Origin of the sequence: Limnoraphis robusta BA-68 BA1 (genome assembly GCF_034932365.1) — a bacterium.
GTDB lineage: Bacteria > Cyanobacteriota > Cyanobacteriia > Cyanobacteriales > Microcoleaceae > Capilliphycus > Capilliphycus robustus.
On the sequence record NZ_JAYGHR010000066.1, the window covers coordinates 84,905 to 110,081 of the forward strand.

Genomic DNA, 25,177 nt, shown 5'->3' on the forward strand with positions numbered 1-25,177 from the left:
TTAGTCCTGCCAATACACCCGTCCAGTTGCGGGTGTTTTTTACGTGATATCAGTATTAAAATGAAATATCCCGTTGTCTTACAACACAGTGAAGAAGATTGCGGCGCCGCTTGTCTGGCTTCAGTCGCCCAATATTATGGACGCACATTCACCCTTCCCCATTTACGAGAAGCATCCGGCACAAACCAACAAGGAACTACTCTACTGGGACTCCAACAAGGTGCCGTTGCCGTTGGGTTTAACGCTCGACCTGTCCGCGCTGCTGCTAATATTTTAGACGAAATTGATCAAGTTCCTCTGCCATTAATTATACATTGGAAAGGCTATCATTGGGTTGTTTTGTACGGCTACCAACGCCAAAAATATATTATTGCTGATCCGGCTGTGGGAATTCTTCAGCTTTCCAAAGAAGAATTAACCGCCGGATGGAATGACTGGGTTTGTTTATTAATTGAACCGGATCAAGAACGATTTTTTCTCCAAACTAGCGATCAAGTCACCCATTTATGGCGCTGGATAAAACGCAGTTGGATTTATCGTCAAATTTTAACAGAAGTTTTGGCTATTAATATTGTTCTCGGTTTACTCTCTCTCGGTTCTCCTTTTTTAATTCAAATTATTACCGATGAAGTTTTGGTGAGGGAAGATCTGCAACTTCTACAATCTGTTCTAATTGCCGTCGTGATGATCAACCTATTTAGTAGCGCTTTGGGCTTAGTACAATCTAACCTGATTGTTCACTTTGCTAAACGTTTAGAACTGGGGTTGGTGATGGAATTTGGGCGAAAAATGTTGCATCTACCCCTCAGTTACTACGAAACCCATCGCGGCGGTGATATTGTTAGTCGTCTCAAAGATATTCAAGAACTCAATCAATTTATCTCCCAATTTATTGTCAGTTTACCCAGTCAGCTTTTAGTGGCAATTATTTCTCTAATGGTCATGCTAATTTATAGCGTCCCTCTGACAATTCTAGCGATGATCATCGGAGGATTAATGGTTTTATCGACTCTCGTGTTACTGCCAACGCTTCGACAAAAAACTCGCAATTTATTTGCAGTAGAAGCCGAAACTCAAGGCGTTTTAGTCGAAACCTTTAAAGGATCTCTCACCCTCAAAACCACAAACAGCACGGCGCAATTTTGGGAAGAGTTACAAACTCGTTTCGGACGACAAGCTAACCTCGCCTTTCGCACTACTCAAATCGGCATTCTCAATGAGATGTTTTCCGGGTTCGTCAGTGGAGTCGGTGGTGTCGCTTTGCTGGGGTTTGGAAGTCGTATTGTGATGACAAATACCCTCACTATTGGTCAACTTTTAGCCTTTTTAACCTTGCAACGCAACGTCACTCTTTTTGTCAACTCTATCGTTCGGTTTACCGATGATCTGACTCGGGTGCAAACGGTTACACAACGGTTAGCGGATGTGATTGATGCCCCTTCCGAAAGCCTGGAAACCGATCAAAAACCCTCGGCTTATATTCCCCCCAATGCGGACATTACTTGTCATCATATCACCTTTCATTACGGCGGACAAGTCAATTTACTCGATAAATTTTCAGTCGTCTTTCCCGGCGGTAAAACCATTGCTTTAATAGGACGTTCGGGCTGTGGAAAAAGTACCCTAGCCAAACTGATTGCGGGTTTATATCCCCTACAATCGGGTAATATTAGATTAGGCATCTACAATCAACAAGATTTATCCCTCGACTGTCTTCGTCAACAAGTGGTTTTAGTTCCTCAAGATGCTCATTTTTGGAGTCGTTCGATTATCGAAAATTTCCAGTTAGGACACCCCGGAATTCCTTTTGAAGCCATTGTACAAGCCTGTCAAATTGCGGGTGCTGATGAATTTATTAGTCAACTTCCAGAAAAATATCAAACCGTTTTAGGCGAATTTGGGGCGAGTATTTCCGGCGGACAACGCCAAAGATTAGCCATAGCGAGGGCTATTGTAACAAATCCTTCTATCTTAATTTTAGACGAATCAACCGCTAGTTTAGACCCTCTGAGTGAAAGCGAAATTCTCTATCGACTCCTGCAACAACGACGGGGAAAAACAACCATTTTAATTAGTCACAGACCCCGAGTTATTAACCAAGCAGACTGGATTATTCTATTAGATGAAGGTCAACTCAAACTGCAAGGGGAACTGTCAAAATTACAATCCTTACCCGGTGAACATCTGCCTTTTTTAACCCCTTAAAAGATGACCTCTCCCCCAACCCCTTTCCTACGAGGCGAGGGGAGTAATAGAATAAAGGTGATAAAAACCACGCTCGAGACGCTCGACACCAAGAGTTGATTTTAGTGTTTTTCAGGTGAGTTGAAGTCAGAAAAACCACAAAGGCACAAAGACACAAAGAGGTCATTTTATTGTTTTTTTAGGTGAGTTGAAGTCAGAAAAACCACAAAGGGACAAAGACACAAATAGGTCATTTTATTGTTTTTTTAGGTGAGTTGAAGTCAGAAAAACCACCAAGACACAAAGAAGTAATTTTAGTGTTTTTTCAGGTGAGTTGAAGTCAGAAAAACCACCAAGACACCAAGACACAAAGAAGTAATTTTAGTGTTTTTTCAGGTGATAGGTCAAACCCAAAACTGCATAACTCAACACCCCTCAGACATAAGAGAAAAATCAGAACAACTTGAAGCTGAACTTTCTCGTCGTAGTGCAGAATTTAGAACCTTTTCTCAAGCTGTTACCATTGAAACGGTACAACAGTTAATTCCCGAAGATGCAGCGTTAGTTGAATTTGTATTATATCAACCGTTTGATGGGAAAGCTACTAATTCGTTCCGGGTTGGCGCTGGCGGGTTTTAACCCTCGTGAAAGCGGTTTGGATGATGGGGTATTAACTGCGTTGGAAGTGGCAAATTTAAAGCTAAGAGGGACTAAATTAGTGGTGTTATCGGCTTGTGAAACGGGGTTAGGAAGCATAGAAAATGGGGAAGGGGTTTATGGGTTGAGACGGGCGTTTACGTTGGCGGGGGCGGAAAGTCAATTAATGAGTTTGTGGAAAGTAAATGATGATGGAACGAAGGAATTGATGATACAATATTATCAACGGATATTGCAAAATGAAGCACGTTCGGATGCGTTGCGTCAAGTGCAGTTAGAGATGTTAAATTCCTCTCAATATCAACATCCTTATTATTGGGCGGCGTTTATTCCTGTTGGAGATTGGAGTCCGATAAAAGATTAATTGAACGGGAATTTAACCTAAATTAACATGAGTTCGATGACCTCTCCCTAACCCTCTCCTACGAGGAGAGGGAAAAGGTGTCCCTAATGGGACTATTGATTAATGGAGAGGTAGGAGAGGGGTTGTTTCTATTTGTCGAATTCACGTTAAATTCAATTTAACTCAACTTCAGTGCAACGGGATTTTGTTGCGTTTGAGTTAATAATAAACCATATTCTAACCCTTCTACAACCGCTTGATAAGACGCATCTAAAATGTTTGTGGAAACGCCAACGGTTGTCCAACGTTTCTGACCATTACTGGACTCAATTAATACCCTAGTTTTAGCAGAAGTTCCTTCTCTCCCATCCAAAATTCTCACTTTATAATCTGTGAGTTGAAATTGAGCAATCGCCGGATAAAAACTCAATAATGCCTTTCTTAATGCCGAATCTAAGGCGGAAACAGGGCCGTTTCCTTCAGCAGAAGCCAGGATTTCCTCTCCATTTACTGTGACTTTTACGGTGGCTAAAGAATTGCTCATGTCAGAGGTTCGTTTGTCACAATGGACTTGAAATCCTTTAATTTCAAACAACGATTGTCGAGTCAATAACGCTTCTCGCATCAATAATTCAAAACTCGCTTCCGCCGCTTCAAATTGATAACCTTGATGTTCTAACTCTTTCAACCGTTGTAAAATTTGCCGACAAGTGGGATGATCGCGATCAAGTTCAATGCCAAAACTCTGCGCCTTGATTAAAACATTACTTAAACCCGACTGTTCAGAAATGACAATTCGCCGTTTATTTCCCACTGTTTCCGGTTCAATATGTTCATAAGTCAGGGGATTTCGTTGAACGGCTGAAACGTGTATTCCCCCTTTGTGAGCAAACGCCGACAACCCAACAAATGGCGCGTGTTCATCGGGAGCAAGATTAACTAATTCACTCACTAACCGACTGGTTTCAGTTAATTTTATAATTTTGTCTTCCCCAATACAGGAATAACCCAATTTGAGTTGTAAATTAGGAATAACCGTACAAAGATTCGCATTTCCGCAGCGTTCCCCATAACCATTGATCGTCCCCTGAACCATCCGCGCCCCTGACCTCACCGCCGCTAAGGCGTTCGCCACCGCCGTTCCTGAGTCATTATGGGTATGAATGCCAATTTGCGGAATCGGGTCTAAATTCCAACTCGCCACCGCCTCCACGACTTGGCGGGTAATTTCGCTGACTTCATGGGGAAGAGTGCCGCCATTGGTATCACACAGAACTAACCATTCAGCACCCGCACGGGCGGCAGCTTCTAGGGTTTTCAGGGCGTAGTCAGGATTTTGTTTGTAGCCATCAAACCAATGTTCTGCATCATAAATCATTCGCCGTCCTTGAGCGATCAGAAACTCTATCGAGTCTCCTATCATGGCGAGATTTTCCTCTAAACTGGTCTTTAAACCCTCTGTAACGTGTAAATCCCAGGATTTGCCAAAAATTGTCACCCAACGGGTTCGGGCTGATAAAATCGGTTTAAACGCGGGTTCTGTGGCGGCAGTGGTTCCGGGTCGGCGGGTTGAACAAAAGGCGACCACTTCAGCTTGGGTGAGGGGTTCTTCTTGGAGTCGCCAAAAAAACTGCACATCTTTGGGGTTCGCACCGGGCCAACCGCCTTCAATAAAGGGAATTCCTAAGGCATCTAGACGGTGTGCAATTCGCAGTTTATCTTCGATAGACAGGGAAATACCTTCTCGTTGGGCGCCGTCTCGCAGCGTGGTATCGTAAATCCAGCAGGTGGGGTGAGTCATGTTTGAGTGGTATATTCTTTTTGAGCTATTTTTAGAATGCCCAATATGACCATTATCTAATTTTACCAATAAAAAGCAGGTTTAGAGCAAGGTCGTTCACGACGGATTATTTTTGAGCTATGATAGCTTATCGTGGAGCGACAATGATAAACATGATTGTCTACGAAATGAAGCTACAAGGAACAGAAGCCCAATATCGAAGGCTAGATGAAGCCATTCGTACAGGTCGCTTTGTCCGTAATAGCATCATTAAAGCATGGATAGACGGTCAAGTTAAAAGTCGTAACGATGCTTATACCTACTGCAAACTGCTCTCAGACAACCCTTGTTTTCCCTGGGTGAGTAAACTGAACTCAATGGCTCGACAAGCACACGCAGAGAGAGCATGGGCATCAATTGAGAGGTTTTATCAAAATTGTCGGCAAAAGATACCAGGTCGAAAAGGCTTTCCCCAGTTTAAAAAGTACCAAGTCCGAGCATCTGTTGAATACAAGACATCGGGCGGTCAACTTTCAGAAGATAGACGCTATTTAACATTTTCCGACAAATTTCAATCGGGGACATTTAAACTTTGGGGTAGTCGAGATTTACACTTCTATCAACTCAAACAAATTAAACGGGTTAGAGTGATCAGAAGGCACGATGGGTATTATGCTCAATTTTTGATAGACCACACCAGAGAGGAGAAAAAAGAACTCACAGGAAAACAAACAGGGCTAGATGTAGGTCTTAACCATTTCTACACCGATTCTTTTGGTAATCAAATAGAAAACCCTCGCTTTTTCAGAAAAGACGAGCGGCGCATTAAAAAGCTGCAACGTCGGTTATCGAGAACTCAAAAAGGAAGTCAAAACCGCAAAAAAGCAAGGAATCTGTTAGGTAGAGCGCATCTATTAGTTTCACGCAGGCGTAATGATTGGGTCTGTAAATTAGCCCAACACGTCATACAGTCTAACGACTTGGTAGCGATTGAAAATCTACGGATACGCAATCTGGTTAAAAACCATCATTTAGCCAAGTCAATTAACGATGCTGCTTGGTACAGATTTAGAGAATGGCTGGAGTATTTTGGGAGAGTTTATGGGGTTCCGGTGATTGCCGTTGAACCTGCATATACCTCTCAAAATTGCTCAAACTGCGGTGAGAAGGTTGTCAAAACTCTCAGTACCCGGACTCACAAATGTCCTGACTGCGGATACACCAGTGACCGCGATGAAAATGCCGCAAAAAATATTCTGAAATCTGCACTCAAACAGCTATCAAATACCGTCGGGCAGACGGAAATAAACGCCTCCCGAGAGACTGATCTCTGCTTGAGCGGGGAAACCCAATTGAGTAAGTCAACTCGAAGAAAGAGGAAACCCAGACAGTGATGTTTGGAATCTCCGTCCTTGAGGGCGGAGAGGATGTCAACCCCCGGTTTTGTCTAGTCTTTTTAGCAACTTTTTAACAAAGGGAGATCCGCCGAAAGTTGTTAAAATCTCTAACAAGAATCTTAAAAAGATGAGTAGTCTTGCAAGAGGAGAACACTTTTATGGTATGTATTCAGGTGCAAGGGAAAACCATCACTTGCGATCGCGGTGAAAATTTACGTCAGGTTCTACTGAAAAATGGTATTGATCTTTACAATGGTCAAGCCTCTGTGATTAACTGTCGGGGAATTGGAACTTGTGGAACCTGTGCGGTGGAAATTTTTGGTGAAGTTTCTGAACTCCAGTGGCGAGAAAAGGCGAGACTTTCTATTCCGCCTCATTCTCCCCAAACGACTCGCCGTTTAGCCTGTCAGGTGAAGGTGTTGGGCGATATTAAAGTTAAAAAATACGATGGGTTTTGGGGACAAGGTTCACAAACCGTTTGGACAGAAAGCTAGAGATCCCATTGATTTTTGGTAATTTTGGTTAACTTTTAAGTTGCCCCTGAATTTATGAGTCCATTTTGCGATACAGTGGCTCAAGAGTATTCAGAACTGATTGAGATAGGCTGGCTGCTGATGCACATATCCATCTCAATCATTAACAATTTTGGAGACACACCAATGGGTACGGTTACGTTTATTCAAGATGAAACTGAATTAGATTTACTGCTTGCAAATGAGTCATTATTGGTTGTAGACTTCACAGCGAGCTGGTGTGGTCCCTGCAAACTTGTAGCCCCTTTAATGGATCAACTCGCAGATGAGTATGGGGATCAGATCAAGGTATTCAAGCTCGATCTAGATTCTAACAAGCCCGTTGCTAAACGGTTTTCGATTAAAAGTATTCCGGCTATCTTATTCTTCAAAGACGGTGAGTTGACAGAGACATTAATCGGGGTAAAACCTTACGAAGACTTCAGCAGTGTAGTTGCAGGACTCTTGTAGTCTGAAATGGTGTGCTGTGGAAAGTATCAACTGATAACATGGCACTCAGATCAAGCGCGATCATGCCTGAACTTCAGAAGTTCTCAACCCCCTTTGCACCTTGACATATTTCCTTCAAATTCTTAATTTTCCTCCTCTGTATCTTCGGAATTTTCAGGGTCTTGAACTTCAGAATCTTCTGTAGATTCAGCTTCCGTTTCGGGTTCAGATGAACGGCTAAAATCTTCATAAACCGTTTTAGAAATGTTTCTAATTAGAGATTCAGCCGCCGAGTCTTCCTCATTTCGTTCGACAATAACGGCTAATAAATACCGCTTTCCATTCGGTAAATCAATTAAACCGACATCACCTGTAACCAATTTTAAATTCCCCGTTTTATGAGCAATAACCGCACCTTTACCTAAACCACTCGGGAGGAGAGAATCATTTTCTGTTTTCTCCATAATTCTAAAAATGCGATCGCGAGATTTCATCGAAACCAATCCACCTTGATTCAATTGAGTTAATAAATTAACCAAATCTCTCGGTGTAGTTTTATTCGTTCCTCTCAAATCGGGAAGTACATCTCGAATCACCGTATTTTTCATGCCCCAATCGAGAAACTTTTGATTGAGAAATTCTGCACCCCCCAAACGTTCAATCAACATATTTGTTGCCGTATTATCACTAATCACAATCATTTTAGTCGCCGTTTCAAAGGCAGTGAATTCCGTTCCTGCGGGTTTGTATTGCATATCACCTGAACCGCCAGCAATATGTTGATCCTGCATGGTTAAGGTTTCATCTAGGCGAATTTTTCCTTCATCAACCGCTTGAAAAAATGCCACTAAAATCGGGACTTTAATGGTGCTTGCTGCCATAAAAGCCGATTCACTATTTATATCAACATAACCTCCGGTATCCAAATCAAGCAACAATACACCCGGTTTTAAATTAGAATTTTCTGGAGTTAAAGCTAAGATTTGTTGTTTGAGGTTTTTAATTTCTTGGTTGAGTTGAACCGATAACGGAAGCGTTTCTACACCGACTGGGGTTGGAGTTGGCGACTGTTGACTTTCAAGACCTAAATTGGCACTCGAAGTCGCCGCAGAAGATCCCAAACGTCCTAGAGAACTTAAGACCGATAACACTGTACCTGAAATTACCCCAATTCCAATCCCCAAAATCAGCAAACGCGCCCCATAAATCATCGGCGAAAATCGACGTTTCTGCTTTCTGATCACACGGGGGCGAGAAGAAGCGGTAGACACAGAAGAAGCCGGGGGATAAGTTGGCGCGAGGCTGCGGCTTTGACGACTGGAAGCCGGAGAGGGTACGTTAAGCTTTTTGCGGCTATCTGCGATCAAAAGCGGTAAAGGAGAACTAGAGGGTTGACGAGTTCGGTTGCGCCTTGGAGGGGGAGTTTTGCGACGATCTTCTTGTTGTCGAGTTTGCTGTCGCTGTCGTAGTTGAGAGACTAGCGGTTCTAGTGACTCCGCCCTTCGCGAAGTGTCAAAACGCGACGGTGAACTTGAGGCGTTAGAATTTTTGAATCGCAGAAAAGGAGCTATCCAGCCCTTAAAAAAGCCAGACGGTTGAGATGAAGCAGAACGACGATCGCGACGCCGACGCCGAGAAGTAGCAGCAGACCCATTACCAGAGGGGGACTCCCGAGATCGAGAGCCAGATCGAGAAGAAGAAACAAGCGATAAATGACGGGGAGATCGCTGGGCCACACCAAACACCTAGTAAACTGTGATCAACCAAACAAAGAATCAGTCCGCTTGGACGAGGACATAAACAGGAAAATCTTGTTGAGAGCAGAATCGGTGATCTTTAACCCTCAACGCTAGATCGAAGTCTCCGACGATGGGGATTCGCCCTCCCGACGGGTTGCTGGCTGTTCGACCACTGAACTGTTCGGGGAATTGCACAGAGTATCTGCAACAGGATGATTGCACGCTATCAGGGTATCATCAACTGCACCGGATTGTTCCGCCGAGTTTAATGCCCATTCCATTTGAGAAAGAATTCCCCGCAGCATATCGACTTCTGTTTGAGATAAATGAGCGCGATTAAATAAACGCCGAAATTTTTCCATGCGACTCGCCGCAGTATGGGGATAGAGATAACCAATGTTGAGTAAGAGGGTTTCAAAATGCTCGTAAAATCCTTCTAAACGATCGAGGGAAGCCTCTGAGGAGGGAGAAACTTCTGAGGAAATTCCAGGAGGAACGGTCTGGCTCCTGCTGGCCAGTTGAGACAGTTCATAACAACAAACGGCCACAGCTTGAGCTAAATTTAACGCCGGATAAGCAGAACTTGAGGGAATGCGAACAAACCGTTGAGCATAGTTCAGTTCTTCGTTGCTCAGTCCTCGATCTTCCGGGCCAAAAATTAAAGCAGAGGGCGTTTCGAGTAACCACCCTAAAGCATGGCGAGGATGTTCTAAAGGGGTTTCTAGGGAACGTTGACGTGCTGTGGTTGCGATCGCCCGTTGACATCCAGAGAGGGCTTCTGGCAAGGTCTCAACGAGGATAGCAGTTTCTAAGATATCAACTGCATGAACGGCCATTTTTTGGGCTTCTGAGCCTCGGGGATCGCATTGGGGATTGACTAACACTAATTGTTGTAATCCCATATTTTTCAGAATCCGAGCCACAGAACCTACATTTAAGGCTCCCGCAGGCTCAACTAAAATAATCCGAACTTGGGCTAACGCTTCGTCTAACACCTTCTCTAACCTGGACAATGATATGCTAGTTGTTGAAAACAAGCAACTCAAATAACTTAACATGGCACGCCAGCGTTCTAAATCTGACTTGCCCACTAAATTATGCCCTGTTTGTGGTCGTCCTTTTACCTGGCGCAAAAAATGGGCTGACTGTTGGGATGAGGTGAAATATTGTTCAGAACGTTGTCGGCGACGGAGAAACAGTGAACAGTCTTGACAGTGAACAGTCACCCCATCTCCCATTTCCTGACCAATTCGCTTGGAATTGGTGAACTGGACGTGCAACAATATTTCAACTACTAACTAGAAAATCTATTTTCGCAAATCAGTATGGTGCAGCCTAAATTAATTATTCACGGGGGAGCTGGAAGTTCCATTCACAGTAAAGGGGGGATCGATCAAGTCCGAAAAGCCCTTTATAGCGTTTTAGAAAAAGTTTATCCTCTCTTCGCTCAAGGGATCAGCGCGACAGATGTGGTTGTTGAGGGGTGTCGGTTACTCGAAGATGAACCCCTCTTTAATGCTGGGACAGGTTCGGTTCTTCAGTCTGATGGTCAAATTCGCATGAGTGCGGGCTTGATGAATGGTACAACTCAAAGTTTTAGTGGCGTGATCAACGTTTCTCGGGTGAAAAATCCTATTGATCTCGCTCAAGCGTTACAAGGCTCTATGGATCGCATTTTATCGGATCAGGGAGCGGCTGAACTGGCGCGAGAATTGCAAATGCCGATCTATAATCCCTTAATTGATCGCCGACTCAACGAATGGATCGAGGAACGCAAACACAACTTTACCCGAGAAATGGCGAATGTTGTCGCTGAACCTGCTCGTACAGGTACGATTGGAGTTGTAGCGTTAGATGCAGCAGGTAGACTCGCCGCCGGGACTTCAACGGGGGGTAAGGGCTTTGAAAGAATTGGTCGGGTGAGTGATTCTCCTATGCCTGCGGGAAATTATGCCACATCAGATGCGGCCGTGAGTTGTACGGGAATCGGCGAAGATATTATTGATGAGTGTTTTGCGGCTCGTTTAGTGATTCGGGTGACAGATGGCTTATCGTTAAAAGAAGCGTTAAATCGTTCCTTTTTAGAAGCTACGCAACGAAAACGAGATTTTGGAGCGATCGCGATCGATGCGGCGGGTCAGATCGGTTTGGGTAAAACTTGCGATGTGATTGTTGCTGCTTATCACGATGGTGAAAAAATTGGCGATAGTTTGGAAATGGAAACAGGAACTCAGGTGTTAGTGATTTAATTCGGGGGTTCTGGCGGTTGCGGTGCGTTCTAAAAATGCTTCTTTTATAATCGAGAGAAATCCTCAACTGTTCTGAAATTATGTCTTTTCAATCCTTTGGCGATCGCGAACTGAAGCCGTTTGGCGATCGCACCCAACCGCCAGAATTCGATAGAACCTGACAGGAACGTCAACCACCCGAACGGTTGGCTGAATTATTGCGTTCTCAAGGGATTAATCCAGAAGATATTTAGAAATGGAAAATACACCCGAACCCTGAAAGCAACATTCTCAGTTTATTCATAAGCATCACGACGATGAATAATTAAACTAACAATGACCTGATTGTTTTCATCATCAATTTGATAAATTACACGATAGTCGCCGATGCGATAGCGATAACGACCTGCAAGATTTCCTTTCAGTGGTTTAATGTTCGGATGACTTCGCGGCGTTTGTTCTAACACTTCCAAGCATCGGGCAATTTTTTGAGCCAAAGGACGATTTGCTGAGGTATAAAACTTCTTTGCTTTCTGGGTCAATAGAACTTTATACATCGTTGCGAACTTCTCGCCAATCTGTTAAATTACCCTCAACAATATCGCGATCGGCTTCTTCTAAAGCGTTCATCAAGCCAGGAATAGCGAGTAATTCGTTGGTTGCGACTTCGCTTTCATCCTCTGCCAACTTTGCTAAGAACTCATAAGCTAATTTAACCTGATCGGGTGATAGTTTTTCAGCGTATGCTTTTATTTGATCGCGCATCTGTTCAGTTTTCATCGGGTTCTAATCAACTCTATCCCGATTATACAATCAGTTGGAATTAATTTGGGGACGGTTTTGATGCGATCGCTAGCCGTATCGCTTTTTTTATCAGTTACACTTAACTCCAGTTAAACCCAACCTACTGTTATCAATAAAAAAGGATAGAGACAGTCTCTACCCTTGAATTTTAAAGTTTTAGGTTTAGTGAGTTCCGTGGTTTTTTCGAGGAAGATCATATCTTTGGGAACAAACTCAGGAACATATAACTGTTTTAAGTTAATACCTTTAACCAAAGCTAATAATTAGCAATTAAGTTCAATTATTCTTGAATATGCTATTACTCCTCTCTCAATCTCTAGACACATACTAAAAAATCAATCAAAGACTTAATCGGGCTACCCTCAAGAAATAAATTCACCAACTTTTAAAGCAAATACTATTCCACCACATCCTAGACTTATGGATATGGGTTCACCCAAAGAAAGACCAACGAAAGCCAGAAGTCCAAAAACAAGTAATGCTACTATTAATACCCACTTCATTTTGACTCTTTAACCTCAATATTTTGTAGAGTTGACAACTGATACGATGTCCGGTTGATTAATGCTGTTGTAAGAAATGTTGTTGTAGGAGTAGGGTGGGTTGATCTCAATTTCCGAGTAGTCGTAAAGATAGCGGACGATCCCGCCCCTACGCTTGAGATTATTAATTAGTCCGACGTGATATGAATCAGAATTTATTCACCATTACCACTACCCTCATCGTCACCGCCTCCACCAGCAGCACCTACAGCACCTGCACCTGCTATCCAACCAACTGTTTCCCTGATTCCTTTTGAGGTTTTACGAGCGTTCTTTGACCATTCACCTGCATCATCAGCATTATCTGTGGCGAGCGCTACGACCCAAGCCGCTGCACCAGCAGATTCATCAATTAACCCTCCTACCGGTTCCATTGCTACCTTTACAATTCTGCCAATGACTCGAAAACTCATAGCTTTAATCTCCTTTTTTACCGGGGTTAAGTTTTTATTAATTGTCAGGTTTATCAGGGAAAATAAATTTAATTTCCCCTGACACAATGAGAGATAGACTCAACAGATTAGTAAACTCGCTCTGTCACTTCACGACATCCGTGTCTTGTCATACCACTTGGGGAAAAAGTTCCTAAATGTATATCTTCTTGCTGATAACCTTCCTCTTCTAACCCGGCTGTTCCTCCTTCAATACAAGCTTCTATGTGACGTTCTGCTTGATTTCTTCTTCGGTTATCTCGATTAGAATTACTAGGTGTAGTTTGAATCCCGTCATCATCTACTTTATTTCTTAATCTTGGGTTATCTCGATTAGGATTACTAGGTCGAGTTTGAATCCAGTCATCAACTGTTTTCCGACCTGAATCCCAAATCTCTCCCAAAATTCGACCACCTGAGCCAGCTAATGCCGGCTCCTGTACTATTGATATCGTTAATAAAAGTCCAGTGACTACTATTGCAAACTTGCGATTTTTTTCCATGCTTGGAGCTATGTAACTCTGTTATTAAATCAATATTATATTAACTTTGTCTTTGATGTCACCTAACAACTATTAGGTATTTTTGGTATTTTTGTTAGGTATTTTGTTAGGTGTGTTAGGTAATTTTATTAGGTGTTAGGTATTTTTGTTAGGTGTTGGGTAGTTTGTTATATGGTCTGTTAGAATGTTAATATTGTGATTAACTCGCCATGCTCCGCAATCCAGATCCGATTCGATAAAACCTTCTACGTGATTGTAGTTTGCTATCAGAAGGGTGAACAAATTGGTGATAGTTTTGAAAGAGAAAAAGGAACTCAGGTATTAGTGGTTTAAACCTGTTCAACGCTGGGAGGAACAATTCTCAGTTTGGTCAAGTTTTTATTGATTTCTCTGAGGAGTTCCAAGTCTTCTTCGGGTAAATAAGAGATTGAATTCTTTTCTAAATTATCGCTATTGAGTCGTTTTTCCAGAAAAGAAAACGCTTCTTTAAATTGATCGGGTTTGGCAACAATGGGCGACTCAAAATGACAGGCTACTATTTGTTCAAATTGCCAATTTGCAACCCAGTCCGCCCAAATTAACGTTTCTATAGGAGCGCGATTAAGAATAAGGGTTTGTAAAATCGGGGCGACTAACAACCGTTTTTGTTCTGATAACGCTTGAAAAGATTGTTTCCAGTCCGGTTTCCATCGAAACGGAAATAGACCAAAATAGCCTTTTGCAGAACGTTCGGGTGCTGTTTTTGCTTCTCTAAATGCTTGGATAAAGGGAACGGTTTCTAGGGTATTCGGACGAAAATATAATGAAAATAAACAAATGCGTTGCCATCCTTTCAAGCGGTTGGCTTCAGTATCAATAATCTCATCAAAAGCATGATCTCGGGCGTGAAACAGTAACGGGTAAGGATCAAGTTGTAGAATTTCAGGTGGGGTTTGGGGAACAGAAACAACGGTATCTGTTACCAATAATGTACGCGATCGCCGATCAAAAAAGACAACCTCCGCAAATCGTCCTGGCCCTAAATAAATTGGCCCCAGTGTGGCATAGTCGAACTGGTCACTAAAAGGTGCTTGACTGCTATCTTCGGGTAAAATATGAGTGCGATTTGCAGGTAAACCTAGCCAGCTCAAAGGTAAGTTTAACGGAAAACTCCATTGACTGGGAGCGACAAAAACTTGGGCTTGTCGAAAGTAACGAGCAAACGGGCCTACAAAAACTTTGTGTTCGATGCCGGAAATTGTTGGCAAAATAATATACTTGACATCGCCATGTTCAGCCACTAATTCTCGCACCAGACGAATACATTCAGGAGTTGGGGCGACAGGTGCGTAAACCAGCAAGCCTCCTTTTTCCAGCTTGACAACGCTCATGCGAATCGGTACAACCACGTAGAGAATCCCCTGAAGTTGATCAAAAGTCCAGAGGGTATCTTTGATCACTTCTCGCCGCAATGTACGTCGCTGTCCGTAGGGATAAAGCGGTGCGGCTGGCCACCAAGGCCAAGAAAAGTCTCTCGAAGGCATCGGTTGTTGTAGCGGCTCAGGTTGAAATAGCATCGACTCGCTATGATGTTATCGCGATCGCAGTTGTCCCAGAAGTTTAGCAGATTTTCCGGGAACAGGGAACACCGGAACAGCTTTTACAGTTTACAGTTATACAGTTATCAGTTACCAGCTTTCACAGTTATCACTGGTCACTGGTCACTGGTCACTGTTCACTGTTTAAGTGATCTCTATCACGGTATAGTCCGATTACAATCACACTAAAGCGAGATGCTACTCATTTCTCGTTCCCCTAAAATAAGGAATAGTAAAGACTATCGAGTTTACAGAGGGTGTGCGAATGAAACTGGTAATGATAGCCACCGTAGCATTATTGATGAAAGTAGGTCTAGCTAGTCCCGCGATCGCTGAGAATCCCGCACACCTGAAGCAGTTGCAGGAAACAAACAACTGTCAAGGCTGCGATCTCAGCAATGCTAAACTGACGGGTATAAATTTAAGTGGGGCTAATCTTGAAGGCGCAAATCTTCAAGGTGCAAACTTAACAGGTACTAATCTCAACGAAGCGAATTTAATTCGAGCGAATCTAACTCAAGCGAATTTGAGCGGTTCGAGTCTAATTGTCGCTAAACTACATGGGGCGAATTTGAGTGATGCGAATTTGAGTGATGCGAATTTAAGTTTGGCAGGAATGGTGATTGCTAACCTAACAAATGCTGATCTCAGTGGCGCGAATTTGGTGGGTGCCAATCTTGAAAGTGCTGATTTAACAGGTGCAAATCTCCAAGAGGCGCGTCAGTCGATTGGAAAATTGGGTCAGATTTCTTTACAAGAAGGAAGTCTCTACGGAATTGATGTGGCGGGGATTAATTTAAGAGGTGCGAATTTAACAGATGCTGATCTCACAGGTGCGAATCTAAGTGCTTCGGATTTGGGCGGCGCCAAGTTAGATAATGCGATTTTATTGAAAGCTAATTTGGTGAATACGCGGCGATAAAATCTTCTAAACATAGATTGTTTGAGGGATATATTGAAAGGATCTGAGTTCACGCAAAAGTGAAGCTTATGATTATAATTTTCAGGCAAAGAGAGTTAATATTCTTTCGATTTAAGTCAGTTACAATCTGTTAAAAATCAGGAAAGTCGGCAATCTTGAACTCTGTTCAGAATGTCGGCTTTCTTGCTAGGTGTTATATGGCGCTACGCGCAGGCAAAAGGCAAGAGGCAAAAGGCAACAGGTAAAGACTAAGAATATGTACCATCAAAATGTGAGAAACGATATAATAAAATGTTTGACCTATTAATCTGGATAAAATGAAGCCTGAAACCTGGCGAGAGTTATTAGCCCAATATCGTGCGATCGCTGTTATTCGTTCTCCTAATCTTGAACTGGGAAAACAAATGGCAACTGCTATTTATAATGGTGGAATTCGCCTCATAGAAATTACTTGGAATAGCGATCGCCCGACTGAATTAATCTCTAAACTGTGTTCAGAATTACCAAATTGTACGATTGGAGCAGGTACATTATTAACAAGAGAAGACGTGCATCAAGCGGTTGATTCGGGTGCTGAGTTTCTCTTTACGCCTCATACCAATCCGGGGTTAATCGAAGCGGCGAGAAAGCTAGATATTCCCATGATTCCGGGTGCATTTTCTCCGACGGAAATCGTTACGGCGTGGCAAGCGGGGGCAAGTTGTGTAAAAGTATTTCCCATCTCAACACTCGGCGGAGTGGCTTATGTGAAAAGCTTACAGGGGCCACTCGGAGAAATTCCGTTAATTCCAACCGGAGGAGTTACGCTCAAGAATGCTGAAGCGTTTATTTCAGCAGGGGCAATTGCAGTCGGACTTTCAAGTGAATTATTTCCACCCGCTTTATTATCGGAACAAAACTGGCAGGCGATCGCCAAGCAAGCTGAAATCCTCACCCAACAGTTAGCAAAAATTTAGGTTGAATTCAATCAAGATCGACTAAAATATTTTAAGCTTAAATCAGATGATTGGCAAATGTGGAGGAGATTATGCAAAAGATTATGAATTGGAAAAAATGGCATCACTTAGGAACTCTAATCGCGAGTGTTGCTTTAAGTGTAAGCGTGATTTATCCGGAGTCAACGCCAGTTTTTGCTGATGAGTATCACAATGCGATCGCCTATCGGATGCTAGAATTACAAGACTCTACAGAACGCTGGATTCAGATTGATTTAACCCGACAACGGTTGGTGGCTTGGGAAGGGAATAAACCTGTTTATGCGGTGATTGTGTCTACCGGAAAACCTTCAACGCCCACTCGTACAGGTACGTTTAAAGTTTATACTAAGTACCGGGAAACCCGGATGACAGGCCCCGATTATGATGTGCCTGACGTTCCCTATACAATGTACTATGATGGCGGTATGGCTATACATGGAGCGTACTGGCATAATCTGTTTGGGACTCCTGTCAGTCATGGCTGCACCAACGTAGCCGTTAATCATGCGAAGTGGCTGTTTGAGTGGGCTGAGGTTGGAACACCTGTTGTTGTGCATGAGTAAAATCCACAAGCCGAGACGAACGCTGGTTATTGGAGATATTCACGGTTGTTTGAGTGCGTTTGATACGCTTCTGGCGACTGTGAACCCTCAACAGTGCGATCAGATCGTAACGCTTGGGGACTACATTGATCGAGGGCCAAACTCAAAGGCAATTATTAATCGGTTAATTGAATTGCATCGTCGGGGACAACTGGTGGCGTTGCGAGGAAACCATGAACTGATGATGTTGCGGGCGCGTGAGGGCGATCGCTACGAACTTTATCACTGGTTAACCGCAGGAGGAGAAAGCACGTTAGCCTCTTATTCTCAAACGGCTACAACCAAAGGACTCGCCAGTATCCCCGATGAACATTGGAATTTTTTAGAAAATATTTGTGTGAATTGGTGGGAAACAACATCCCACTTTTTTGTTCATGCGAATGTCTATCCGAATTTACCCCTCAACCAACAACCGGAACGAATGCTGTTTTGGCAAAAGTTTAGCAATCCTCCTCCTCATTGTTCTGGAAAAACGATGGTTTGTGGTCATACTAGCCAAAAAAGCGGTCAACCGATTAGTATTGGTCATGCTATTTGTATTGATACTTGGGTCTATGGGCGGGGCTGGTTAACCTGTTTGGATGTAGTGAGTGGTAGAATTTGGCAAGCCAATCAAACCGGACAATTACAAATGGCTTGGATTGATGATTATTACCAGAAGTATAGTAAGCGATATTATCGGGCTTGATCCCCTCTCAAATTGTTAAATTTTCCGATTCAGATAACTGGAATACATCACAATTGTCAGAATTTGGATACAATTAACCCCATCAGCAGAATTAATTTTTTATGCGAATTCTAGCTATTGGTGATATACACGGCTGTTCTAAGGCGTTTGATACGCTGATGCAGGCAGTTAAACTCCAACCGGATGATCACCTGATAACCCTGGGTGACTATGTAGATCGAGGGCCAGATTCTAAAGGGGTGATTGATCGTTTAATCGGATTAAATCACACCGGACAACTGGTGGCGCTGCGGGGAAACCATGAGATCATGATGCTGGATGCCTATTGTGATCGCCATCGTTTAGAAGGTTGGCTGGCTTGTGGGGGGCGGGAAACCCTGGCTTCCTACACTTCTTCCTCAAAAAAAAAAGGTCAATTAGATAATATTCCCGATGAACATTGGAATTTTGTCGCCAATATTTGTCAAGATTGGTGGGAAACAAAAGACCATTTTTTTGTACATGGCAATGTGAACCCTCATAAACCTTTATCTCAACAATCGAGTCACGATTTATTCTGGACAAGATTTTATCATGCTCAACCCCATTATTCAGGTAAAACCATGATTTGTGGTCATACCAGTCAAAAAAGTGGTCAACCGATTAGTTTGGGGTATGCAATTTGTATTGATACTTGGGTTTATGGAAAGGGTTGGCTGACTTGTTTGGATGTCAATAGTGGTGAAATTTGGCAAGCCAATCAAAAAGGACAACTCCGAACGGCTTTGATTGAAGAATTTAGCACTTATTGTGCGATTTCTTCTTAAGTTATCCCTGGCAATATGAATTCTATAGCACTAAGCATTATGGTTAGGACATTGGTAAAAGCGAAAAGTTGAGGCAGTGCGGTCTTGGGGTCCCCCCAAGTAGAGCAACTGCCGTGGCGGTGTCGGTTTCCGTCCCGCCAAACTTTTTAAGAAGCTGAAAATCTTTTCTAGTCTTACTTTTGCCTTTCTTACAAACTTTGCTCTCGCCGGAAACCGCCGAGTCGCAAGTTTGCGCTTTTGCCTCTTGCCTATTGCCTGCGCGTAGCGCTATACCTTTAATCGGATGAACGTTGCCAATTTTTAATATCCCAAGTATTCGCATCCCAAGGTGAGGGTTCAACGCCAATTAAACGGTTACTCACGCCTTGAGTATTTGCTCGATCAACAATGGGAAGAAGGGCGACATCTGTCGATAATAATTCATCCATTTTTTGAAAGAGTTCGGCTCGTTTTTGGGGGTTAAGTTCGGTTGTTGCTTGCTGCCAGAGTTTATCATATTCGGGGTTACAATAACGAGCATAATTGGATTTTTGCCAGTTATTCGCTTTTTGGGTAATTTCTTCACAAGTCCACCATTTCATATGGGCTTGGGGATCGGGGCTATCATTGCCCGTATTCAACATTTGTAAATCGGCATAAAAATGATTTAACGTATCAGTATTTGCGGGATCTCCTGAAAAGAACACACTGGCGTCAATACTTTTGAGTTCAACTTTCACTCCAATTGATTCTAACCCTTGTTTGACAATTTCTTGGGTTTTTTGTCGCACTGGGTTAACTGAAGTTTGAAACACAACCTGCATTTCTACGCCATTTTTATCGCGAATTCCGTTACCATTGCTATCTTTCCAACCTGCTTCATCTAACAAGGCTGCGGCTTTTTCTAAGTTAAACTCATAGCTAATTTTATCAGATTTATAGCGTTGAGGTGCGACCAAAATTTGAGCCGTTGGCCGACCTGTTGGGCCGTAGAGTTGATTAGAAATTGTATCGCGATCAATCGCTAAATTAAACGCCTGACGGACTTTTTTATCGGTAAAAAACGGATGGGGAAACTGAATACTCGAACGTTCTCCCTCGGCTGTGGCTTGATTGGGATTCGTAAAATTGAGCATAATTCGTTCAACATACGGCCCAAAATTTGCCACAACTTTTCCTTTTCCGGCTGCTTCTAACTGTTTTAAAATATTCCCTTCCACTTGCAAATTATAAGCATAATCTGCATCGCCTGTTTGTAAGACAGCCCTCGCGGCAGACACCGCATCACCCCCGCCTTTGAGTTCAACTCGTTTAAAATAAGGCTTTCCTGTATCCCAATAATTAGGGTTCGGTTCATAAATAATAATATCTCCCGCTTTGAATTCAACCACTTGATAGGGTCCGGTTCCAATCGGTTTTTGATTAGCGGGGGCTTCTCGAATATTGGCGCCGTTATATTCAGCAAAAATATGTTTTGGTAAAATCATGCCATTTTGACCTGTAAACGGCACTGCCCAACCGGGATTAACATCTTTAAAGGTAATTTTTACGGTATAATTATCAACAGCTTCTACTTTTTCAATCGTGGAATAATACTCAATACTCGCCGAAGCAACATCGGGGTTGGTAATAAATTGATAGGTGAAAACAACATCTTCTGCGGTTAGCGGTTCACCATCAGCCCATTTCACATTTTGTTTGAGTTTCCACGTCACAGACTTTCCATCTTTAGCAATACCGCCATTTTCAACAGTGGGAATTTCTGCGGCTAAAAAGGGAATGAGTTGATCATTTTTGTCGTAACTGGCTAAAGGTTCGTAGACGATACGGGCGGCGTCAAAGTCTTTGAACCCAGTGGCGAGGTGGGGGTTGAGAATCGTTGGGGCTTGCCAATATAACAGTCGCAACCTGTCTGTATCGCCTGGGGTTCCTTGGTTTTGCGTCGTTTGCGGGGTGCAGGCGACTGTCATAGTCAGGGCGAGGGATAATAAAGAGACGGGGAAAAACAGACGACTCATGGCAGTATTCTTTGAATAGGTGGATCTCTTTATACTTATAATCGCGATCGCTTCTGTTGGCTAGACAAGTACCAGGATTTAGGATATTCTAAAATTGGATCTTTCCAAGATGAAATTCTCCGCAAGGAGACTGAAACGAATAAAGAATACAAGGAGTTCAGCAGTTCAGAATTTCCCCACAATTAACCCATCCGTTACAATATCTGTTTCCAAAAGTATTAACCTCAAAAACCCCGCAACAGAAACCCGGTTTCTGCTAGAAACCGGGTTTCTACCCAATTGTGTACCTCACAGAACTGAAAACTGCTATATCTGTTTCCAAAAGTATTAACCTCAAAAACCCCGCAATAAACCCATCTGTTTCCATAAAAGTAGAATGAGCAATGCCCATCCTACCTCAAAAATTGATTCAAAAATCGTTAATTACGAGAAGAATTGGATATCATTTTCATCTAAACTGCTAACATTTTCGATGAGAAGTGTACCGCCATTAAAATTCTCGATGACGTCGTTGTTAATTTGATATTCCACAACTCCCAAAACATTCCCTTCTGCGTCTAGGACTTCACCAGCCGCAGGGAAATTAATTAACAGACTACCACCGATTTCTTGAACAAAGGGAAAATCTAATTCGGTGAGGATATCATCAGAACCTTGTTCGAGTCCGTTTGGATAGAAATCTAAAATTTCAAAGTTCTTGAGAATCAAATCATTCGGCAAAGGATTTTCTAACGTTAAAAAGATATCAAAACCCAAGTCAATTTTATCCAAACCGACCTCAAAACCCGTGAGAATATCGTTACCAAAACCGCTAAGTTCTTCTCCCGTCACCCGGAAGATATCCTGTTGGTTGTCTGCATCTGCGATCGGATTATTTTGATCATCAGCTAACAAACTACCGCCACCGATAAGCTGATCATCGCCACGACCCCCAATTAAGGTATCCTCTCCAGAACCCCCAATAACGGTATCATCCCCATCTCCACCTGCAACGGAATCATCACCGCTAGACCCTTCAACAATGTCGTTGTCATCACCACCATCGAGACTGTCGTTACCGCTATCGCCAAACAGGGTATCTTGATCATCATTTCCAAACAGGACATCATCCCCTGCATCGCCGTCTAAAGCATCATTTCCGGCATCACCAGACAACGAGTCGTTATCGCCACCACCGCGTATGGTATCATCTCCGAAGCCACCAAAAAGCAGATCATCGCCATCACCCCCATTGAGGAAATCCTCGCCGTCATCGCCTCTGAGAGTATCGCTACCGTTATTAATTCCCCCGTCTAGGATGTCGTTGTCTCCGCCACCTGAGAGACTGTCATTACCGGAACCTCCGTCGAGGACATCTGCACCAAAATTTCCGACTAGGGTATCATTTCCAGAGACACCACTGATGTTATCCTCATCTTGACCTCCGTCGATGAAGTCGTCACCCCCATCGCCACTGAGATTATCATCCCCACTATCCCCGAAAATGCGATCGTTTGCGCTACCCCCTCGAACGAAGTCGTTTCCCGTACCGCCATGTATTGTATCAGCGCCTTGTTCACCGAGTAAGGTATCCGCGCCTGAACCTCCCACAATTGAGTCGTTGTAGGTGTTCAAAAAGAAAACATCTGGAAGCAAGAAGACTTCGCTAAACTCGACAGTCTCACTGAGGAGTGAGGTTTGCGGTTCGTTTGTTAGGAAGTCATTGGATGTGGGTGTGAAATTTAACGTCCTCGACTCCGCGACAACTGCTTGTCCGATGGGTAAATCAACAATGATAGAACTACCTGTTGTATCACCGTAAACGTAGTCATTTCCTCCCCCACCTAAGAGAGTATCTGATCCCTCACCGCCAAATATGCGATCATTACCATTAAGTCCCGAGAGGCGATCATTTCCTCCTAGTCCTCGAATGGTATCGGCGTTATTCGTACCGGAAATATTGTTATTGTTGTTGTCGCCTGATAAATTTGCCATGATTAATTGTCCAACCTTGAGTTTGGTTTCTGTGTGGATATCAAAGCATTTGCTTGAAAACCCTTTGGGGATGGAATGGCTCTAAAATAATGACTGAAACTGTTGAGTTTCAATTCTTCAATGACTAGACTTGAAGGCTTCTGTGTAACTCATATCTTTTAGCTTAGGGATATCACTATCAATTGACAAGTCGCATTTTTGAGGGTCACTCATTTGAGCGACAGGCCATCACTCAACTCTGTGTGACGATATAGCGCGAAGCGGGAATAACTCATCTGGCAACAACTTTAACGATTAACGTTTCGCCGCTTGTCTGACTTGTTCCTGACTCAAACCTTCTATTAAACTGAGGTTGAAGGGTTGAGCTTCAATTGTATTGACATAAGTTTGGGAAAGATAAGGTAAATATTCCGGTTGATTCTGAAGATAGCTTTCAAAAAATGCCAAACTGAAAGCTTTTAAATAAGGGTAGGCAAGATTCGGATCAGGGCCGATTAATTGAGAAGGAACCGCTAACCGTCCTCCGCTTTCTTTCAAGAAGGAAAAATGAGTTCCCGGAGCGATTAAAATCAGATGTTTTCTAGAGGTTTTTAACCAAGTAAAGGGTTTAATTTGCTCAGGAACAGCCGGAGTGACATAATCTTTAGTTCCGGCAATCATCATCGTCGGAACCTGAATCTGACTCATCCCTTCCTCCCCAAAAATCAAACTGGTGAGCGGATTAATCGCAATTACGGCTTTAATTCGTTGATCTTGAAAATTGTTTTGCTGTGATGCGACTTCTAGAGAACGACACTGAAGTAATGTTGAAAGATTTAAAGTAATTCGTCGATCTTGAGACTTCTGACAATCTTCTGTTAATTTGTCAGGATTTAGCTTTGCTCCCGCCACCGCTAAAGCCGTATAACCGCCAAAAGATTGACCCATAACCCCAACATTGTTAAAATCGATCCGACTTTTCCAGAACGGATAAGATTGATATTTCTGTTGTAATTCATCGAGTAAATAAGTAATATCTAAAGGCCGATTTGCAAATTCAGAAGGGTTTGGCGGGCGTTCAAATCCATCAAAAAATCGGGCAAATTTATCTGCACTGGTATCAAGATGTTCAGGAATTGCTACAGCAAAGCCATGAGAAGCTAAATGTTGAGCAATATAACTAAACGTTTGCGGATCAGAACCTAAACCATGAGAGATGACAATTAAAGGAACGGGCTTTTTAACTTGAGGTAAATAAACTCGTAACGGAGAAGGACGATCCCGATTAGGATTGCGAAACGTCAATTCTTCTTCTGTCCAGCGAATTGATCCAGGCTTTCTAATATCTGGTAAATTAACTGGATAATTGTCATTAATTTTCGCCTGTTGTGCCTGATCTTCTACGGATTGAATGATTAAATCATCTTCAACTAAAATTTGTAGAAGATCCTCCAACAATTCTAGACTAAATTCTAAATCAACTCGAATACTTTCTCCCGGAAATTCTCGCAACAGACCGAGAATCGTTAAACCTTCAGGATGAGCCGAGGCTTGACCAATAGCTATTCTTAATGCTGCATAACCGTTTTCATTCTTATCTGTTTTCAGCACTTTTCCCACCCGAGTCAAAATCACATTTCCGGTCGGTGTATCGAGCAATTGTCCGACACTCCAGGGACTTGCTTCTAGGGGAGTTTGTAAAATTGTTCTCAGCCTTTTTCCATCTTTTAATTTGAGTAAAGTTCCATACAACGCAAGTACAGGAGTAACTTCTCCTTTCTTAGCAAAACGTTCGATTTCATTAATTGAAACGTAGGATTCAGCCGGCCCATAAGAAATGGTAATTTGTTCGGCACTCTGAGCGGGAATCACTGTCAATATTCCAGAAATTATCCCCAGACTCGCAGCAACTAAACGAGAATTAAGGCGCAATAATTCCGGTAGCGTTTCCAAAAACGAGAAACGCTTGTCCCGTTGGGGTATCAAGGTAAACATTGTGGCATTTTTCCAAAGAAAGGGACTGAAAGATCACAAAGAAGGAAATTCAATCAGCTTTTAAGCTTAAAAAGATTTTTCTTTGCTCTA

General features: G+C 42.9%; 22 protein-coding genes and 1 pseudogene. 12 read left to right on the forward strand and 11 right to left on the reverse strand.

Annotated elements, in window-relative coordinates; all coding sequences use genetic code 11:
• The first annotated feature begins 60 nt into the window (after positions 1-60).
• The 3 genes and pseudogenes from VB836_RS17565 to VB836_RS17575 form a co-directional block, all read left to right on the forward strand.
• Positions 61-2,205: a peptidase domain-containing ABC transporter gene (locus VB836_RS17565; RefSeq protein ID WP_323221098.1), complete on the forward strand. Its 2,145-nt coding sequence runs from the start codon at positions 61-63 to the stop codon at positions 2,203-2,205.
• 375 nt (positions 2,206-2,580) lie between these two features.
• The gene (locus VB836_RS17570; protein WP_323221100.1) at positions 2,581-2,823 is read left to right on the forward strand and encodes a hypothetical protein; all 243 of its coding nucleotides are present in this window, start codon (positions 2,581-2,583) and stop codon (positions 2,821-2,823) included.
• Positions 2,789-3,205, forward strand: a pseudogene (locus VB836_RS17575) (CHAT domain-containing protein); the annotation flags it as partial. The gene VB836_RS17570 and the pseudogene VB836_RS17575, both read left to right, overlap by 35 nt.
• Before the next feature lie 157 nt (positions 3,206-3,362).
• On the opposite strand, the gene cimA reads toward VB836_RS17575, so the two are convergent.
• Positions 3,363-4,985 (reverse strand): citramalate synthase, encoded by a 1,623-nt coding sequence (gene cimA / locus VB836_RS17580; protein ID WP_323221102.1) that lies wholly within the window; start codon positions 4,983-4,985, stop codon positions 3,363-3,365.
• A 152-nt stretch (positions 4,986-5,137) separates the two neighbouring features.
• On the opposite strand from cimA, the gene VB836_RS17585 reads away from it, so the two are divergent.
• The 3 genes from VB836_RS17585 (at position 5,138) to trxA (ending at position 7,344) form a co-directional block, all read left to right on the forward strand.
• Positions 5,138-6,358: an RNA-guided endonuclease InsQ/TnpB family protein gene (locus VB836_RS17585; RefSeq protein WP_323221176.1), complete on the forward strand. Its 1,221-nt coding sequence runs from the start codon at positions 5,138-5,140 to the stop codon at positions 6,356-6,358.
• 161 nt (positions 6,359-6,519) lie between these two features.
• Complete coding sequence (locus VB836_RS17590) at positions 6,520-6,855, forward strand: 2Fe-2S iron-sulfur cluster-binding protein (protein ID WP_323221104.1); 336 nt, start codon at positions 6,520-6,522, stop codon at positions 6,853-6,855.
• Between the two features lie 54 nt (positions 6,856-6,909).
• Positions 6,910-7,344, forward strand: coding sequence for a thioredoxin (gene trxA, locus VB836_RS17595; RefSeq protein ID WP_323221106.1), 435 nt, complete (start codon positions 6,910-6,912; stop codon positions 7,342-7,344).
• A 122-nt stretch (positions 7,345-7,466) separates the two neighbouring features.
• On the opposite strand, the gene VB836_RS17600 is transcribed toward trxA, so the two are convergent.
• Both VB836_RS17600 and VB836_RS17605 read right to left on the reverse strand, forming a co-directional pair.
• On the reverse strand, positions 7,467-9,059 hold the full coding sequence (locus VB836_RS17600) for a serine hydrolase (protein WP_323221108.1): 1,593 nt from the start codon (positions 9,057-9,059) through the stop codon (positions 7,467-7,469).
• 113 nt (positions 9,060-9,172) lie between these two features.
• Entirely contained in the window at positions 9,173-10,057 is an 885-nt protein-coding gene (locus VB836_RS17605; RefSeq protein WP_323221110.1) for an RNA methyltransferase, read from the reverse strand.
• Positions 10,058-10,387: 330 nt separating this feature from the next.
• On the opposite strand from VB836_RS17605, the gene VB836_RS17615 reads away from it, so the two are divergent.
• On the forward strand, positions 10,388-11,311 hold the full coding sequence (locus VB836_RS17615) for an isoaspartyl peptidase/L-asparaginase (protein WP_323221112.1): 924 nt from the start codon (positions 10,388-10,390) through the stop codon (positions 11,309-11,311).
• Between the two features lie 275 nt (positions 11,312-11,586).
• On the opposite strand, the gene VB836_RS17620 is transcribed toward VB836_RS17615, so the two are convergent.
• The 5 genes from VB836_RS17620 to VB836_RS17640 all read right to left on the reverse strand — a co-directional run bounded on the left by VB836_RS17620 (position 11,587) and on the right by VB836_RS17640 (position 15,126).
• Positions 11,587-11,847 (reverse strand): type II toxin-antitoxin system RelE family toxin, encoded by a 261-nt coding sequence (locus tag VB836_RS17620; RefSeq protein WP_323221114.1) that lies wholly within the window; start codon positions 11,845-11,847, stop codon positions 11,587-11,589.
• Entirely contained in the window at positions 11,840-12,070 is a 231-nt protein-coding gene (locus VB836_RS17625; protein ID WP_323221116.1) for a hypothetical protein, read from the reverse strand. The genes VB836_RS17620 and VB836_RS17625 overlap by 8 nt, the downstream gene beginning before the upstream one ends.
• A gap of 721 nt (positions 12,071-12,791) precedes the next feature.
• Positions 12,792-13,049: a hypothetical protein gene (locus VB836_RS17630; RefSeq protein WP_323221117.1), complete on the reverse strand. Its 258-nt coding sequence runs from the start codon at positions 13,047-13,049 to the stop codon at positions 12,792-12,794.
• Positions 13,050-13,156: 107 nt separating this feature from the next.
• Positions 13,157-13,570 carry a hypothetical protein gene (locus tag VB836_RS17635; protein WP_323221119.1) on the reverse strand — a complete coding sequence of 138 codons (414 nt, stop codon included), beginning with the start codon at positions 13,568-13,570 and terminating at the stop codon, positions 13,157-13,159.
• Positions 13,571-13,899: 329 nt separating this feature from the next.
• Positions 13,900-15,126, reverse strand: coding sequence for a DUF4336 domain-containing protein (locus VB836_RS17640; protein ID WP_323221121.1), 1,227 nt, complete (start codon positions 15,124-15,126; stop codon positions 13,900-13,902).
• Positions 15,127-15,412: 286 nt separating this feature from the next.
• Between VB836_RS17640 and VB836_RS17645 the strand changes: the two genes are divergently transcribed.
• From VB836_RS17645 to VB836_RS17665, 5 genes are all read left to right on the forward strand, one after another.
• Positions 15,413-16,069, forward strand: a complete 657-nt coding sequence (locus VB836_RS17645; RefSeq protein WP_323221123.1) for a pentapeptide repeat-containing protein — start codon at positions 15,413-15,415, stop codon at positions 16,067-16,069.
• Between the two features lie 317 nt (positions 16,070-16,386).
• Positions 16,387-17,025 carry a bifunctional 4-hydroxy-2-oxoglutarate aldolase/2-dehydro-3-deoxy-phosphogluconate aldolase gene (locus tag VB836_RS17650; protein ID WP_046277232.1) on the forward strand — a complete coding sequence of 213 codons (639 nt, stop codon included), beginning with the start codon at positions 16,387-16,389 and terminating at the stop codon, positions 17,023-17,025.
• Between the two features lie 71 nt (positions 17,026-17,096).
• Entirely contained in the window at positions 17,097-17,609 is a 513-nt protein-coding gene (locus VB836_RS17655; RefSeq protein ID WP_323221125.1) for a L,D-transpeptidase, read from the forward strand.
• The gene (locus tag VB836_RS17660) at positions 17,602-18,336 is read left to right on the forward strand and encodes a metallophosphoesterase family protein (protein WP_323221127.1); all 735 of its coding nucleotides are present in this window, start codon (positions 17,602-17,604) and stop codon (positions 18,334-18,336) included. The genes VB836_RS17655 and VB836_RS17660 overlap by 8 nt, the downstream gene beginning before the upstream one ends.
• 101 nt (positions 18,337-18,437) lie before the next feature.
• Entirely contained in the window at positions 18,438-19,142 is a 705-nt protein-coding gene (locus tag VB836_RS17665; RefSeq protein WP_323221129.1) for a metallophosphoesterase family protein, read from the forward strand.
• 275 nt (positions 19,143-19,417) lie between these two features.
• On the opposite strand, the gene VB836_RS17670 is transcribed toward VB836_RS17665, so the two are convergent.
• From VB836_RS17670 to VB836_RS17680, 3 genes are all read right to left on the reverse strand, one after another.
• Complete coding sequence (locus tag VB836_RS17670; protein ID WP_046277227.1) at positions 19,418-21,139, reverse strand: peptide ABC transporter substrate-binding protein; 1,722 nt, start codon at positions 21,137-21,139, stop codon at positions 19,418-19,420.
• Between the two features lie 423 nt (positions 21,140-21,562).
• Positions 21,563-23,113: a calcium-binding protein gene (locus VB836_RS17675; protein ID WP_323221132.1), complete on the reverse strand. Its 1,551-nt coding sequence runs from the start codon at positions 23,111-23,113 to the stop codon at positions 21,563-21,565.
• A gap of 294 nt (positions 23,114-23,407) precedes the next feature.
• Positions 23,408-25,087 (reverse strand): alpha/beta hydrolase, encoded by a 1,680-nt coding sequence (locus VB836_RS17680; RefSeq protein WP_323221133.1) that lies wholly within the window; start codon positions 25,085-25,087, stop codon positions 23,408-23,410.
• Between the last annotated feature and the right edge of the window lie 90 nt (positions 25,088-25,177).

Bases quoted from the DNA above. Each gene is read 5' to 3' on its own strand.
- VB836_RS17565 (WP_323221098.1), top strand. From the start codon at position 61: ATGAAATATCCCGTTGTCTTACAACACAGTGAAGAAGATTGCGGCGCC.
- cimA (WP_323221102.1), bottom strand. From the start codon at position 4,985: ATGACTCACCCCACCTGCTGGATTTACGATACCACGCTGCGAGACGGC.
- VB836_RS17585 (WP_323221176.1), top strand. From the start codon at position 5,138: ATGATTGTCTACGAAATGAAGCTACAAGGAACAGAAGCCCAATATCGA.
- VB836_RS17590 (WP_323221104.1), top strand. From the start codon at position 6,520: ATGGTATGTATTCAGGTGCAAGGGAAAACCATCACTTGCGATCGCGGT.
- trxA (WP_323221106.1), top strand. From the start codon at position 6,910: ATGAGTCCATTTTGCGATACAGTGGCTCAAGAGTATTCAGAACTGATT.
- VB836_RS17615 (WP_323221112.1), top strand. From the start codon at position 10,388: ATGGTGCAGCCTAAATTAATTATTCACGGGGGAGCTGGAAGTTCCATT.
- VB836_RS17620 (WP_323221114.1), bottom strand. From the start codon at position 11,847: ATGTATAAAGTTCTATTGACCCAGAAAGCAAAGAAGTTTTATACCTCA.
- VB836_RS17625 (WP_323221116.1), bottom strand. From the start codon at position 12,070: ATGAAAACTGAACAGATGCGCGATCAAATAAAAGCATACGCTGAAAAA.
- VB836_RS17630 (WP_323221117.1), bottom strand. From the start codon at position 13,049: ATGAGTTTTCGAGTCATTGGCAGAATTGTAAAGGTAGCAATGGAACCG.
- VB836_RS17635 (WP_323221119.1), bottom strand. From the start codon at position 13,570: ATGGAAAAAAATCGCAAGTTTGCAATAGTAGTCACTGGACTTTTATTA.
- VB836_RS17640 (WP_323221121.1), bottom strand. From the start codon at position 15,126: ATGCTATTTCAACCTGAGCCGCTACAACAACCGATGCCTTCGAGAGAC.
- VB836_RS17645 (WP_323221123.1), top strand. From the start codon at position 15,413: ATGAAACTGGTAATGATAGCCACCGTAGCATTATTGATGAAAGTAGGT.
- VB836_RS17650 (WP_046277232.1), top strand. From the start codon at position 16,387: ATGAAGCCTGAAACCTGGCGAGAGTTATTAGCCCAATATCGTGCGATC.
- VB836_RS17655 (WP_323221125.1), top strand. From the start codon at position 17,097: ATGCAAAAGATTATGAATTGGAAAAAATGGCATCACTTAGGAACTCTA.
- VB836_RS17660 (WP_323221127.1), top strand. From the start codon at position 17,602: ATGAGTAAAATCCACAAGCCGAGACGAACGCTGGTTATTGGAGATATT.
- VB836_RS17665 (WP_323221129.1), top strand. From the start codon at position 18,438: ATGCGAATTCTAGCTATTGGTGATATACACGGCTGTTCTAAGGCGTTT.
- VB836_RS17670 (WP_046277227.1), bottom strand. From the start codon at position 21,139: ATGAGTCGTCTGTTTTTCCCCGTCTCTTTATTATCCCTCGCCCTGACT.
- VB836_RS17675 (WP_323221132.1), bottom strand. From the start codon at position 23,113: ATGGCAAATTTATCAGGCGACAACAACAATAACAATATTTCCGGTACG.
- VB836_RS17680 (WP_323221133.1), bottom strand. From the start codon at position 25,087: ATGTTTACCTTGATACCCCAACGGGACAAGCGTTTCTCGTTTTTGGAA.